13 protein-coding genes are annotated in these 14990 nt (G+C 51.6%); 5 read left to right on the top strand and 8 right to left on the bottom strand.

Going from position 1 to position 14990, the window contains the following annotated elements:
• Positions 1-16: 16 nt before the first annotated feature.
• The 5 genes from LBJ36_12000 to LBJ36_12020 all read left to right on the top strand — a co-directional run bounded on the left by LBJ36_12000 (position 17) and on the right by LBJ36_12020 (position 4791).
• Positions 17-1396 (top strand): DUF4340 domain-containing protein, encoded by a 1380-nt coding sequence (locus LBJ36_12000; protein MDR1379755.1) that lies wholly within the window; start codon positions 17-19, stop codon positions 1394-1396.
• A gap of 79 nt (positions 1397-1475) precedes the next feature.
• Entirely contained in the window at positions 1476-2480 is a 1005-nt protein-coding gene (dctP, locus tag LBJ36_12005; GenBank protein ID MDR1379756.1) for a TRAP transporter substrate-binding protein DctP, read from the top strand.
• A 178-nt stretch (positions 2481-2658) separates the two neighbouring features.
• The gene (locus LBJ36_12010) at positions 2659-3228 is read left to right on the top strand and encodes a TRAP transporter small permease (GenBank protein MDR1379757.1); all 570 of its coding nucleotides are present in this window, start codon (positions 2659-2661) and stop codon (positions 3226-3228) included.
• Entirely contained in the window at positions 3225-4511 is a 1287-nt protein-coding gene (locus tag LBJ36_12015; protein MDR1379758.1) for a TRAP transporter large permease, read from the top strand. The genes LBJ36_12010 and LBJ36_12015 overlap by 4 nt, the downstream gene beginning before the upstream one ends.
• 94 nt (positions 4512-4605) lie before the next feature.
• A complete protein-coding gene (locus LBJ36_12020; protein MDR1379759.1) occupies positions 4606-4791 on the top strand; it encodes a transposase in 186 nt (61 codons plus the stop codon).
• A 119-nt stretch (positions 4792-4910) separates the two neighbouring features.
• On the opposite strand, the gene LBJ36_12025 is transcribed toward LBJ36_12020, so the two are convergent.
• The 8 genes from LBJ36_12025 to rpsT form a co-directional block, all read right to left on the bottom strand.
• The gene (locus tag LBJ36_12025) at positions 4911-6071 is read right to left on the bottom strand and encodes an AI-2E family transporter (protein ID MDR1379760.1); all 1161 of its coding nucleotides are present in this window, start codon (positions 6069-6071) and stop codon (positions 4911-4913) included.
• A gap of 369 nt (positions 6072-6440) precedes the next feature.
• Positions 6441-7592, bottom strand: a complete 1152-nt coding sequence (locus LBJ36_12030; GenBank protein ID MDR1379761.1) for an alanine/ornithine racemase family PLP-dependent enzyme — start codon at positions 7590-7592, stop codon at positions 6441-6443.
• A 258-nt stretch (positions 7593-7850) separates the two neighbouring features.
• Entirely contained in the window at positions 7851-8252 is a 402-nt protein-coding gene (locus LBJ36_12035) for a DUF1667 domain-containing protein (GenBank protein ID MDR1379762.1), read from the bottom strand.
• 3 nt (positions 8253-8255) lie between these two features.
• On the bottom strand, positions 8256-9539 hold the full coding sequence (locus LBJ36_12040) for an NAD(P)/FAD-dependent oxidoreductase (GenBank protein MDR1379763.1): 1284 nt from the start codon (positions 9537-9539) through the stop codon (positions 8256-8258).
• The gene (locus LBJ36_12045; GenBank protein ID MDR1379764.1) at positions 9536-11089 is read right to left on the bottom strand and encodes an NAD(P)/FAD-dependent oxidoreductase; all 1554 of its coding nucleotides are present in this window, start codon (positions 11087-11089) and stop codon (positions 9536-9538) included. The genes LBJ36_12040 and LBJ36_12045 overlap by 4 nt, the downstream gene beginning before the upstream one ends.
• Positions 11090-11191: 102 nt before the next feature.
• Positions 11192-12724 (bottom strand): glycerol kinase GlpK, encoded by a 1533-nt coding sequence (glpK, locus tag LBJ36_12050; GenBank protein MDR1379765.1) that lies wholly within the window; start codon positions 12722-12724, stop codon positions 11192-11194.
• 103 nt (positions 12725-12827) lie between these two features.
• On the bottom strand, positions 12828-13571 hold the full coding sequence (locus LBJ36_12055) for an aquaporin family protein (protein MDR1379766.1): 744 nt from the start codon (positions 13569-13571) through the stop codon (positions 12828-12830).
• Positions 13572-14330: 759 nt separating this feature from the next.
• Entirely contained in the window at positions 14331-14594 is a 264-nt protein-coding gene (rpsT, locus tag LBJ36_12060; protein MDR1379767.1) for a 30S ribosomal protein S20, read from the bottom strand.
• Between the last annotated feature and the right edge of the window lie 396 nt (positions 14595-14990).

Below are 14990 nucleotides of genomic sequence, written 5' to 3' on the forward strand. Positions count from 1 at the left end.
GATTGGGAAAAATGAGATGAAGAAAACGACTCAATACTCCAGGATTTACGATAGTGACAGGAGGACGATCATTGCGTTATCATCCGCTTGCGCTTTGTTCGCGATTCTGGCCTTTCTGCTCGCGCGCTACGACCCCTACGACTACGACCCCTACGACATGGAAGAGAGCGCGACTCCTCTCGAGATAACCAAGATCGAGGTAATGGAGGTAACGGCCTTCCCGCCCTCGGAAATCGGCGCGATAGCGGTCACCAACGTGTTGACGTCCTATGGCCTCATGAACTATCCAACTGAAATAATGGTAATATCCAACGTTTCTGGAGACTGGAGCCAATCCGATTTGAGGGCTTTCGTCTACGCCGCCTGCCATTTGACGGCCTCCAGACGGCTGCCAGACGCGTCGCCAGCCGAATACCTCGGATCAGGCACGGACAGCCCCCTGGCCAAAGTGACTCTCATCAAGTCAGACGGTACGAGGGTAAATTTTTCCATCCTGAGCCGGAACGAAACCAGTGGGGAATACTACCTTTTTTTCGAGGAGCAACAGATTCTCTGCATGATCACCGCCGCGGACGCTGAAATTTTTCTGCAAGATGAGCGTGCGTTTCTCTCCCATCCCATCTTTCCGGCGATCAGTCTGGAGGACATTGGCCGAGTATCGGTGGTCTCCGTGGATTTTTTGAGACCGAGCGACGGGCGTGATTATACGGTGGAGCGCGTCGGAAACGCGTTCTTTGTCACCAGCCCGATATTGCGGAGAGTCTCGACGAGCGCCGTGATGGAGACGTTGCTACGCCCGTTGTCCTCTATACGCTCAAACTCCAACGAGCCTGAAAACGATCTGGAAGGCACCGGGTGGGATTTGCGCATTCTCATGGCCGCCGACGGAACGGAATACGCGGCAACGGTAGTTACGCGCGACGGGCGCGTCGTTGTGAAAGACGAAAAATCTGGGAGAGCCTTCTCGTCGAAAACGGTCACGCGACCGGCGTTTTACGGCAGCTATATGTCGATTGTTGGATCAAGGGCCGTTTACTATCCCGCCGGGGATGTGTCGCGGCTGCGTGTGGAGTGGGGAGAGAAGTCGTTTTCGGCGGATAGAGGCGAAAACTGGGAGAGTGGCGGGGATTCGGGCGCCAAAGCCATGCGGGTTTTAAGAGCGTTGAACGGCCTCGAAATTCTCTCCGTAGCAGTACCTCGAAGCCGGGAGGATATGAGAAAGGATTTGGAAGAAGATCTGTTCCGCGTTACGCTCGACTTGACATCTGGGGAGACGGACACGATAATTTTTGTTCTCGCGGACGCGGGCCTTCGTCACGTCGTAGTGAATGGAATTGCGAACTTCGCCACGTCCGAGGCCGCTTTCGAGCGTCTGAAAAACGCGACGTCGCATTGACATGCCGCAATGATGTGTTAATATTTAAAGTGTCTCAAATAGCTGATCTTAACTTAAAGAACTCAGGAGGGAATGACTAATGGGAAAGTCGTCAAAGGTACTCGTGTGTTTAGTTGTGTTTGTTTGTGCGGTTGTGGCGTTTTTTTCCGTTCCCGCTTCGGCGGCGGACACGAAACTCACGCTTTGCGGAACGAACGGAGTCGGAGATACTCAGTCTATGGCTCATGAGGAATTGGCGAAGCGTCTCAACGCGCTAGGCGGCTGGGATGTGAGCGCGATGGTCTCCTCCGAGATGGGGAGCACGGACGATGTCACCGAACAGGCGATCAACGGCGCGGCGGTGACGGCGGCGTCGGATCCTTCGAGGCTGGCTGCCTATGTTCCTGAGTTCGGTATCCTGATGATGCCTTATCTTTTCAATGACTATTCGCAGTTGGATACCCTGATGGACACGGAGCTGTACAAGGGCTGGAAGGAAAAATTCGTCGAGCACGGCCTGGTTCTTCTCACCAATAACTGCCTCACCGGTTGGCGCAACTGGGTCACGAATAAGGAAATCAACAAACCCGCCGACTTGAACGGCTTGAAAATCCGCACGATGGGGAACGCGATTGCCATCAACTCCGTCAACGCTATGGGGGCCGTCGCGACTCCCATGAATCAGAACGAGTGCTACAACGCCATCGCCACGAAGGTTATCGATGGGGGCGAGTGGCAGCTTCCGACGGTTTACTCCTCCAAATTCTACGAAGTGTGCAAAAACATCAGCCTTTCTCAACATTTCTTGCTGACGGGCTCCATTGTTACTGGCACGAAGTGGTTCGACTCATTGAGCGATGTTCAGCAGGCCCAGTTGTCCGAAAACGCCGTTCAGACGTACAAAGATAACCAGGCCATCGTTATCGAGTACGAGAAGAAATATCTCGAAGAGATGGAGAAAACTTATGGAGTCAAGGTGGTCACCCCAGATCGTGAGGCGTTCAAAGCCGCCACGGCGAGCCTGTACTCCGACAAGGCCACCACGGGTGGAGCGGATTATGAGGCCATCCGGGTCGAGCTCTACAAACAACTGGGCATCAATTAAAATTACTCAATTAAAATTACTCAATTAAACTTACATGGAGGAATTTAAGTGGAAGACAAACCCTTAGTCGCGTGAGAGGCGAATAAGGGAGTGATACGATGGGCGGCATAGACTGACTGAGATAAAAAAAGTTGGATATGCCGCCTCGTTTTATATCGAGAAAACCGTGGGTGATGAGATGTTTCAAACTTTTTACAAGGTCTATTGCAGGCTGGAGGAAATCATTACTGGCATCGGTTTCACCGCCATCGTGGGGTTAACGTTTATGAACGCCGTTTTGCGCGTGGTGGGGCGACCCATCATTTTCGCCGATGACATAAGCCTGTTGCTGTTCGGTTGGGTGGCGTTTCTGGGTGCCGACGTGGCGCTTCGGTATTCCCGGCTCGTCGGTATGGATATATTGGTCAGCAAATTTTCGCCGAAGATACAGAAATGTTTTCAAATATTAGTCTACGCCATCATGCTAGGAGCTCTCGCTTTATTCGCCATCAAGGGCTACCAACTGGCCTTGGGTAATTGGAGACGGCAGTTCAACACGCTACCCATATCGTATGGATGGGTGTCGCTGAGCCTTCCCGTGTGCAGCGTCCTCATGATCTTCACAATACTGATCAAGGGCATCAAAGTGATATCGCGCTTCCAGGATGATAACTACAACGTAAAAAAAGACAACGCGGACCTCGTGGGCGAGGAATATACCGGGATAGCGCCGGGCGAGACGTCCCGCAAAAACGAGGTGGCGATATGACGGCTCTTATCGTGACGTTTATTATACTGGTACTCATTAATACTCCTATAGCTTTTGTGATAGGGATCGCCGGAGTGGCATGGTTTTACGTACATCCAGAGTTTCCGATGGCCATAGCGGTGCAACGCGTGATTTCCCAAACTCAGTCTATCCCCTTCCTAGCGGTGCCATTTTTCATCTTCGCGGGTAACCTGATGAACCGCACTGGGATAACGAGGAACCTGATCGGTTTTTCCAGAGTGCTGACACGCAACATGACAGGTGGGATCGCTCAAGTATCCGTCTTGTTGTCGACCCTTATGGGCGGGGTATCGGGTTCAGCCGTGGCCGACGCGTCGATGGAGGCTAGGATTCTTGGGCCCGAGATGATCAAACGCGGCTATTCGAAGGGTTACGCCGCAGGCGTTATCTGTCTGACATCTCTGATAACCGCCACAATTCCCCCGTCGCTGGGGTTCATTTTGTATGGGTTTGTGGGGGGCGTGTCGATCGGGAAACTTTTCATAGCCGGTATTATTCCAGGGCTTATGATGATGGTGGTTTTGATGTTTACCGTGTCCGTAACTGCAAAGCGCAGAAAATACGATGTGCCGCCTCCCGGCACAAAACCACCCAGTGGGGCGGAAATACTGCGCGAGCTGAGGGCGGCGATTTGGGCCCTCATATTTCCGCTAATCCTGATTATTGGGATACGATTCGGCTTGTTCACCCCGACGGAGGCTGGGGCTTTTGCGGTGGTATACGCGCTCTTTGTGGGTATTTTTGTCTACAAGGAACTGACGTGGAAAGATTTCCTCGCGGCTTTAAAGGATTCCTTCATCGACAACGGCGGCATCATCCTCATTATCGCGTTGTCCGGTATTTTCGGCTACTCGCTCACCGTGGAAAAAACCCCGGCTATGTTGGGTTCTCTGCTCTTCGGCATCTCGTCGAACCCACAAGTGCTGATGGTGATTATCGTGTTGTTCCTCGTGGTTTCCGGCATGTTCATCGACAGCAACGTCAACATTCTTTTGCTGACTCCAATTTTCTTGCCCGTGCTGACTCAGATGTCCGTGGACCCGGTCCACTTCGGCGTCTGCATGATGACGGTGGTCACCATGGGTTGCATGACCCCGCCAGTGGGAACCGCGCTCTATACGGTGTGTGATATTCTGGACTGTCCCATAGAGGAGTATTTTATCGAGACCATGCCGTTTTATGCCGCGGTCATCGGCCTCGATATTATCCTGATCTTTATTCCTAGTGTCGTAATGTGGCTTCCCAACCTAGTGTTCGGCTAGGATAACGGGAATACGCCGGATAATACAAAGGGTGTAAACAGTTCGATTGAAATATGACTGAAATATGACTGAATCTATGTTAATATATGTAATTATGAATAGATTAGAGCAGTTGTCACTATCGGTTCGGGAGTGGACGTGTCCGCAATGCGGCGTACATTATGCCCGAGACGTGAACGCAGCGGTTAGTTTAAGAAATTACGCCGTGAGTTCCACGGTGTCAGCCTGGTGTCAGTCTGTGGAGAGGAAAGCTCTGGCCGTCGTCGCGAGATGGCGGTGAAACTGGCTTCAGTGAAGCAGGAAGTCAGCTTTGAATCTGTTTAGACAGATGTGAATAGGTCTGACGGAACGGAAATACAAAAGAGATACCGCGACGGAGCTGATATTCGTCGCGGTCGGTCATTTAGGACGCGGCTCTTGTGGCTCTTCTGAATTTCGTGGTTGGCAAATGTCTTGTGTTGTCTGCGTTTGATAAAGCATCCAGACTTTGCGGTAAAAGTCCAAGGAGAACACGAGGAGACTTAAAATGAGCGGTCCCACGAACAATCCCATAAACCCCCAGGCGGCCAGCCCTCCGAAGGCTCCGAGAAAAACCAAGAGCGTGCTCATATTGGCTTTGCCCGATATGAAATAGGGGCGTAGGAAATTATCCACGGTACTGACGACGCAAAGCCCCCATAAGATCAAAATAAGAGCTTTCTTATTGTCCCCCACGAGAAAAAGATAAATGGCGCCAGGTATCCAGACTGTGGGTGTTCCCACGAAGGGGATCATCGCCAGAAGCGCCATCAAAGCCCCTGCCAGAAGAGGGCTGGACAAACCCACGAACCACCAACCTATAGCTCCCAACACGCCCTGAACGCCTGCCGTAAGGACCACTCCAAAGACAACGGCCCGCAGAACCACTCCCGTGCGGCGCATGAACTCATCCCGCTCATCACTCATCAGAGGAATGATGTCCTTAAAGTATTCCAAAAGCACGTGACCGTCCCTCAACAAAAAATAAAACGCGATGAAGATGATGATCTGATGGTAGGCCAACGTGGCTATGTTGCCCAAGAAGTTTCGAGAAAGACGAACCATCGTCGAGGTGGTCCAACTTACGAGCTGTTGGATTCCGTCTTTCAGCAAAGGATATTTCTCGAACATGGGTAAAAGTTCCCTCACCAGTACATCGGGAAACAGAGCATCTAAAGACAATCCTTTGGAGGCGTCGATACCCCCCACCAGATCTACGAGCCTTCCAAAAAGCCGGATCGCCTCCCGTGAGGTCACCACACCCGCCGCCATCGTAGGAGCAACTAAGAGCACGATCATCAAAAAAGTGACCAATAGGGCGGCCAGGCTATTGCGCGTCTTCCCGACGATGCTCAAAACGCCGAGAAAAGCGGGGTAAAAGATAAACGCCAGAAGAATCGCCCAGGAGAGAGGACGAAACAGAGATAAAAGCGTCGTATACGCCAAAAGCGCGATAGCGAGAAACAAGAGGGCGACCGGCAAAATCCATCCTTTAAGCTGCTGTACCATGTTATGCTCCTCGTTGTTTTTTTCTAATATCATTATGAACGTCTTCTCTCCTTTCCAAAGCAGTCGTTTTGCGCTACATTGCTGTTTTGACATACTCCTACGACTAAAGTTGTGGGTTTCTAAGATCGACAAAGACAGCCGACTTAAACCGGTCTTACGTCTTCTTCTTTAAGAGTGGATGCCCCCACTCTGAGAATATTTACAGTCACATTAATATCCCGGTCATGTTCCGCCCCGCATCTCGTGTTGATAAGCCATATAAGGAGTTTAACATGAAAGTAGACATGTGGTAAGAAACCAAATACAAAACAAACACCGACAACGGCAACGTTGCGATTCTCATCCAACAGCTGAAGCCGTTGGATGAGAATCGCTTTATCGTAACGTAACAGTTTGTATTTTTCAGTTTCGATAGTCTTTGAAAACATAGGGTGAGGTCATGAGGCCCAACAATCCCGCATAACTCAGAGAAAAACACGCCTTATCACCCCATTTCCAAAGCGTCGAGGCATTTGTGACGCTCGCGTCCGTGACATCTAAAATCGTGTGATCGCTGGAGCCTCCCAGCACTTGTACCCCGGCAGAGTATGGAGTGAGGGCCTCCGTGGGAACGTCTTGACGTCCTATCGCGACAATGGCTCGGCGGCGCGGTCCCTTGTCCTCGAAAGTTTGCAGATTTCCGAAGGCGTCCGCTCCCGTCTCCCCTTCGGGCAACGACGGCTTGACCCGCGCTTCTACCACCTCCGCCTCCAAGTATGCCGTGTCCTGACGCAACCAGGGGACTGACCGGCGCCAGGAGACGTCTTGACCTAACAGAATCGCCTCGCCCACGCGTAGATGATTCACGCCTGAAGGCAACTCTCCGCGCTCAAGCAGAGCTAGGGAGGAAGTGGATCCGCCGGAGCAGATGTGAACATCGTAACCCAGTTCGCTCGCTAGAGTCTCCCGTGCCAAGCACAAACGGCGAAGAGCGGAGGCGCTGGGCAAAACGCCAGCGAAACATCCAAAATTGACTCCTACTCCCTGAAGAACCACGCGGGGCGTTTTTTTCAAAACCGCGACAAAGGATTCTAATTCCCCTACGTTAGTAGAGACGCAAGGCCACGCATTTATATCGGCCGTGGTTTTTGGGGTATCTAATAAAATCCCCTCACGCCGGTCGCCGAGGTCGAACATCAAGATCACTTTGTGGGTCATACCCAGGGTTTTGCAACAATCATCTAAAGCCTCCACACTTTCCGGCATGGAGACCAGAGAAGAATCCACCCACCGGACTATCTCCTCCAACTCACTTTTCATGGGGATTCGGAGCAATGTCCGAGGAACCTGAGGAAAAGCCTCCTTCAAGCGCTTCAGATTCTGAAGGCGGCTGTCCGCGAAAGAAGCGCATCCTCCTTCGAGCATTGCGCCTGCCACTCGCAAGTCGGCACAGACACCCTTTACCACGCCCGCTACCTCCACTCCCTTGGATGCGCAAAATTTCACCACCCGCGACGCGTTTTCGGTAATACAGTCAAGGCGCAGAATCAGACGAGGCCAGTGCTCTTTCATCATACCTACTCAAATCTGCCTAAACACACACTAACCGACCTTGGTTTTCGGTAAATGTGCCGTATTTTGGGTTTTGTTTATGCTGCTTCCGAATTCTAAAATATTTATTCATTTTAAATATTATCCCACAGGTTTAGGTATATTTCAATACACTGCTAAACAACCCTGTTGTTTTTATCCACAACACATAATCAACACACAATAGAGAAACAAAAAAATAGAGAAACAAAAATATTGAGGATATACGACGCCCCTGAACTTTTAGGCACTGTTTTCTAGTTCACGCGAGTCTCTGTGTTTTCTGGGCAGCGACCTACTCGCCACGATATCTGAGCCGGTTCCGCAGACATTTTTTATCAATGTCGCCCCGATCTCTATCGGAGCGTCTACCGTCAATTGGGCGACTTCTCTCGCGACGTCGAAAACTTTCGACAAGGGTAACGGGGTTTTACTGCGTGTCGGACAAAGCGGCAATAAACCTCCATTGACTCTCACGGTCGACGTGAACGTGCGGACAGGATTAGCGACCTCGCTGCGGGCGTATTTTTCGCCCAATGGACACGTATTACCCTCGACGCTCAAGACCTCGGCGCCCTCCACCGTGACGCTTAAAGAGCAACCCACAGGGCACGAGACGCACAAAAATTTTTTAACGCAACTCATTCTTTATAGCACCTCCAGGCCGACCGTGATCCTTGTCACATCGGACGCGAGGGATTTCAACTGGCTCGCGCTCAATTTTATCTCGTTCATTTCTCCTGGACGGGCATAACGAAGCCTTTGGGAAAAAAGCCCAGGCTCGGCGTATAGCCGACATTTGCTCTCTACAGGGCTTCCGACTCTCAGATAGACTGTAACATCGTCCTCGCCAGTGAGCGTCTGAGGGGAGACCACGCGGACGTTGTTTTCGGGAACGATCTTAAATTCACGCTTCGCATTTTCGAGGCGTCCCATAGCGTAACGGGCGGCGTATTTACCCGCGCGCTCGCCTTCGCGGCTCACAAAGTCGACCAAATCGTAGACCACGACCACGTTGCCGGCGGCAAAGACGCAATCTTCGCTGGTCTGCATCCATTCATTGACGATCGGACCTCCGGTTATCGGCTCTATCGCGATGCCCGCCATGCGTGAGAGCTCGTTCTCAGGTATCAGGCCGACCGCGAGAAGCAAAGTGTCGCAGGTCACGAATTTATCGCTACCGGGAATGGGCTGCCTGTCTGGCCCCACCTCCACGACCCCGACGCCTTCGAGGCGGCCTCTACCGCGCAGCTCGCAGACGCTGTGGTTGAGATAATAGGGAATACCGAAATCGTCGAGGCATTGCGCTATGTTGCGACGAAGGCCGGATACCCACGGCATGATCTCGAAAACTCCGACGACTTCTGCCCCTTCGAGAAGCATACGGCGCGCCATGATCAGGCCAATGTCGCCGGTTCCCATGATGACAACCTTCGTTCCCGGCATGAAGCCCTCCATATTGACAAAACGCTGCGCTGTACCGGCCGTGTAAACCCCCGACGGTCGGCTGCCGGCTACACCCAAAGCGCCCGCGGGGCGCTCACGGCACCCCATCGCGAGAACCAGGGATTTCGCCTCGATTTGTTCTATCCCGCGTTCGGGTTGCATCGTCCAGAAAGTGACGGTTTTTCTGCCGTCCTTTAGAACGGGCTTGTCCATCTGGAATACCATCGTATTGAGGCTGAACTCGACTCCCGCCTCTCGGACGCGCGTCAAATAGCGATGAGCGTACTCAGGACCGGTAAGCTCTTCCCCGAAGGTATGTAGTCCAAAGCCCGGATGGATGCACTGCTGAAGTATTCCGCCCGGTTCCCAGTCGCGCTCGAAGACGACGACGCGCTCGGCGCCTTCGTTTCGCGCGGCCGCGCCAGCGGCCAAACCGGCCGGGCCCGCTCCGATAATCGCTACATCGACCTGTCTCGCCGCGCTCATGATTGCCGCCTCGATGGCATCCGTTCTGATGGCATTCGTTCTGATGGCATTCGTTCTTTGGTCTTACCTGTCAACATATAGGAATCTCCTCCGTGACGCGTTATTTCGATCGGAGCAACGCCCAATTCTCGCGCCAATATCTCCACAACTCGTGGTGCGCAAAAACCGCCTTGGCAGCGTCCGGTACCTGGGCGCACCCACGTCTTCACGCCCGCCACGGTGCGCGCTCCTCGCCTTATAGCCTCGACAACTTGAGCTTCCGTAACGCTTTCGCAACGGCAGACGATTTGCCCCCACTTGGGGTCGGTTTTTGCCAGATGTTCTCGTTCTTCCATCGTCAACTCGGAAAATCTCGGTATATGACGGCGTTCCGGCACAAATTTCGGATTGGGTTCAAATTTTACGAGATCTCCCAGGGACTCTTTCATCATATCGACGACATGGAGCGCTATTGCCGGAGCGCTTGTAAAACCCGGCGACTTGATACCGGCCACGTTTATAAATCCTCTCGGACGATCCAGCGCCTTGATGTAAAAATCCTCTTTGTCGCTGTTGGCCCTGACCCCCGCAAAATTGGTTATCGCCATATTTCTGGGGATACCAGGAACGAGCCTCACCGCACCTTGGAAAATTTCCTCCAATCCAAGCCGCGTCGTGTCTCTGTTCTCTCTGTCTTCCTGCGCGACCGCGCTCGGACCTACCAAGAGGTTGTCGTCCGCCGTTCGCGCCACTGTAACACCCTTACCCTTGTCGGAGGGACAGGAGAAAAAAAAGGACTTCACCATATCGCCCACGCTCTTGTCGAAAATAAAATACTCGCCACGGGTCGGCTGTATGGTGAAACTGTCATCCCCAGCCATGCGAGAGATGAGGTCCGAATTCACTCCGGCCGCGTTGACGACCACACGCGCGGTAAAGTCTCCTCGTTGTGTCGAAACACCGCGGATCCGTGCGCGCTCTCCATTTTTGCTTTCCTTGCTTTTATCAATTCCATCAAGTCTACCAATTCCATCAAGTCCATAAATTCCGTCAAATAGAAGTCCCGTGACCTCCGTCTCCATAAACAGATCGACGCCGTTCGTCCGAGCGTTATCGATAAAGGCGAGGGAAGCCTCGAAGTTGTTCACGATCGACGCCGTTGGAGACCAGAGCGCCGCCGTTATTTCGCGCGAGGCGTGGGGCTCTCGGCCGCGCAGAATCTCCCCATTCACGATCTCCAGTCCAGGCACGCCATTGGTCTTTCCATAGCTCAAAAGCATCGTCAAGTGTTTCTCTTCCTCCGGGCCTATAGCACATACGTATGAGCCGCAGTTATGGTATTTGAAATCGAGTTCCTCATGCAATGTTTTGTACAATTTGTTTCCCCGCGGACAAAAACGGGCTTTCTGCGTCCCCGGTTTGTCGTCGAAACCACCGTGAATCATTGAGCTGTTCGCCCGACTCGCTCCATAGGGTATATCCGATGCCCTTTCGAGCACGGCGACCCTCAAAGCGTAGCGAGACAGTTCTCGCGCTATGGTACCCCCGCTTATCCCGGCTCCTATAACAATCACGTCATAATCAGCAGATTGGCACAATTCCAACCCCCCTCAGTGGTCCAAAACTTAGGCCGTGGGAAATCCCCACGGCCTCAATCAAACGAAAAAACGGTTCTAGTCTAGCCAGCCCTTGGCTTTTTCGATGGCTTTCTTCCAGCCTTTGTAGTCTTTCTCTCGTTTCTCGTCGGAGATTGCGGGGGAGAAAACGACATCTTGGGCCCAGTTGGCGCGGAGGTCGTCGAGGTTCTCCCAGAACCCGACCGCAAGTCCTGCCGCGTAGGCCGCGCCGAGAGCTGTCGTCTCGTTGACAATCGGTCGAACGACTTTTTCTCCCAAAATATCGCTCTGGAGCTGCATCAGAAGATTATTTTTAACCGCGCCGCCATCCACTTTGAGTTCGGCGAGAGAAACGCCAGAGTCCTTGTTCATGGCCTCCACGACGTCGCGAGTTTGGTAACAAATACTCTCCAGCGTGGCACGGATAATGTGCTCCTTACGCACGTAACGGGTGAGTCCAGCGATTATGCCGCGCGCGCTCATATCCCAATAGGGCGCGTAAAGTCCGGAGAACGCGGGAACGAAGTAAACTCCGCCGGCGTCGTCCACTTTGTTCGCCATATATTCGCTATCAGGTGACTCATCGACTATTTTGAGATTATCGCGCAACCACTGAACCGCCGCGCCGGTGATAGCGATAGAGCCCTCTAGAGCGTACACGCACTTGCCCTCTTCAAGGCTGTATCCGGCCGTGGTGAGGAGGCCCTCGTTGGATGCGGCGGGCGTCTCTCCGATGTTCATCAGCATGAAGCAGCCGGTCCCATAGGTATTTTTGGCGTCTCCTTTGTTGAAGCAGGCTTGCCCGAAAAGCGCCGCCTGCTGGTCGCCGAGGTCGCCGGCTACGGGGATGACGGCCCCGAAGGGGCCACTAGCGATAGTTTCGCCGTACACCGCGCTCGATGGTCTAATAGTCGGTAGCATCTTAATAGGAACGTCGAGGAATTTCGCCATTTCCTCGTCCCATTTTAGGGTTTTTATATTCATCAAAAGAGTACGAGAAGCGTTCGAGACGTCGGTCACGTGCACGCCGCCGTTTGGTCCGCCGGTCAGGTTCCAAATGAGCCACGTATCGATGTTGCCGAAAAGAAGCTCTCCTTTCGCGGCTCGCTCTCTCGAACCTGGGACATTGTCCAGTATCCATTTGATCTTCGTTCCAGAGAAGTAAGGACTGATTAGAAGTCCGGTATGGTCTTTGACTTTGCCGCGTCCTTTCTCATCCTGTTCCCATCCGGGCGCGTTCTGCCACTCGGCGCAAAAATCTTGGGTTCGCATACACTGCCAGACGATGGCGTTATAGATCGGCTTGCCGGTCGCTTTTTCCCATATGAGCGTCGTCTCGCGCTGATTGGTGATACCGACGCTCGCTATCTCATCGGTGGAGATATTGCCCTTTCTCAGCGCGCCTTTGACGACATTCTGGACGCAAGACCATATTTCAGCAGCGTCGTGTTCCACCCAACCCGGTTTCGGAAAAATTTGGGTATGCTCTAACTGATCGGAAACTACGGGAAGTCCTCGCTTATCGAAAACCATACAACGCGAACTCGTCGTGCCCTGGTCGATAGCAACGGCGTATTTTTTCTCGGACATTTCACTATCCCTCCTGAATTATTCTTGTGAAAACAAGACAATAACAGAAATACTGAACCGCTTGGATAGCACCTATTTCTTTATTTTCTAGAAGCCAGCTTTTCTAGAAGCCAGCGCCTCCCCAGAGCAAGTAGGATACGATCGCGGCCGTGAGCGGTCCCCCCGTCGCTATACAGAGCCCATAGCTCCAGTCGTTGGTCCCCTTGCCAGGGATAGGCAGGATAGCGTGCGCGATACGTGGTCCCATATCGCGAGCCGGGTTCAAAGAATAGCCGGTCGGACCGCCGCACGCGGCACCAAGCACAAAAATCAAACAACCCACGAAGAACGGGATCATGAAAACCGGGACTTCTCCGCCGCTTGTAGTCGTTCCCTGGAATATCGACTGTATACCCAAAATGAGAAGAACAGTGGAGATAATTTCTGTGATGAAATTCGCGAAGAAATTGCGACGAGCGGGACCGGTGCAAAATACGGCCAATTTGTCCCCTGGGTTTTCGGTCTCGGCCCAATGATTGCTGTAGAGCAGATAAACAAAGACACCGCCAATAACACCGCCGATCATCTCGGCGATGATCGTCGCGAGAACCTGCGGCATACCGCCGGGGTAAACGCCTCTGAGGCCTTTGAATAAAGTCACCGCCGGGTTGAGATCGGCTTCAGTGGCTCCAAAGGACCAGGCCATATAGATACCAAACATAACCGCAAAACCCCAACCCAAACAAATATGTACCCACCCAGCGCCATTACCTTTCGAATCCTTTAAAAGCAGACATGCTACCACACCGTCGCCTAAAATGATCAAAACCATTGTACCAAGTAGTTCCCCGATCAAATTCGGATACATGACAATTCCTCCCTAAAATTTTTTTGAGTTTCTTTGACCAAAAAAATTTTTGAGTCTGCACGACTAAAAATGCTCTTTTACGACAGGGCGGATTGATCTAAATCAATACCTCCTTTATATCCTATTGCCGAGCGCGAGAGCATTGAAGCACAAGAGAGTTTTGATTTAACTTTATTATACTTGAAGAAATTAGAAAAATAAAGAAATAAATTAACTTTTGAAAAAAAGATAAACAGTATAGTAAAGTAACCGCTCAAAACCCTTCCGCTCGATTTTCACCTAGCAAGGATTTTCATCAAACGGGCTCCGCCTCTATCAAACAGGCTCCGCCTCCATCAAACGGGCTCCGCCTCCATCAAACGGGCTCCGCCTCTATCAAACGAGCTCCGCCTCTATCAAACAGGCTCCGCCTCTATCAAACAGGCTCCGCCTCCATCAAACGGGCTCCGCCTTTATCAAACGGGCTCCGCCTTTATCAAACGGGCTCCGCCTTTATCAAACGGGCTCCGTCTCTATCAAACAGACTCCGCCTTTATCAAACGGGCTCCGCCTCTATCAAACGGGCTCCGCCTCCATCAAACAGGCTCCGCCTTTATCAAACGGGCTCCGCCTCTATCGAGCTCTGCCTCCATGAGCTTGAATAATTAAGAAAATAAAAAAACAAAAGCCCTTCCCGTTGCTCCAGGGGAAAGGCTCTTTTAATATCTTAAGACTCTTTCAATTCTTTGACTCGGTATTTTGACTTCGGGGAGATCAAGCCTACACTAGGCTCTTGACGTGCCTAGCCATCATCTTCTTACGACGAGTGGCCGTGTTGCGATGCATGACGCCTTTGACGACGGCCTTGTCGATCACGCTCTGGGCAACGTCGAAAGACTTTGTCGCCTCCGCTCCGTTTTTGGCTTCTACAGCCGCCAAAACTTTTTTGACAGCATTTTTGCAACGGGTCGTCCAGTAACGATTGTAAAGGCGGTTGCGCTCCGCGGTGCGAACGCGTTTTTCAGCCGATTTTTTATTGGGCATTTTGGAAATCACCTCCCTCTCCAAAAGAAAACACACATGAAAAAACGTTTTATTTCAATACTATTTCAAGACTATTTCAAGAAAATCTCATCATTTTAAGAAAATCTTATCATCATTATTTCATTAATTTCAATTTCAATTTATTTCAATTTCAAGAAAACCTCAAAATAATACTTTAGATCTCTTCCACAAAAATACGAAGATTATTTTAACATCCGTTATAATAGATTCGCAAGGTCATTTTACCGCGATTGCGGAACGACGAAAAAGTTTGTTGGCAAAAGAAATTCAGGTCTTTGATTTGAAATTTGGTTTGACGTAGCGGGATCAATCCGCCGAACAAACGAGCATAGAGGTGAAATCGTATTACGAACGTTTCGTTCGCAGATTTTTTCT

The organism is Synergistaceae bacterium (assembly GCA_031267575.1).
GTDB lineage: Bacteria > Synergistota > Synergistia > Synergistales > Aminobacteriaceae > JAIRYN01.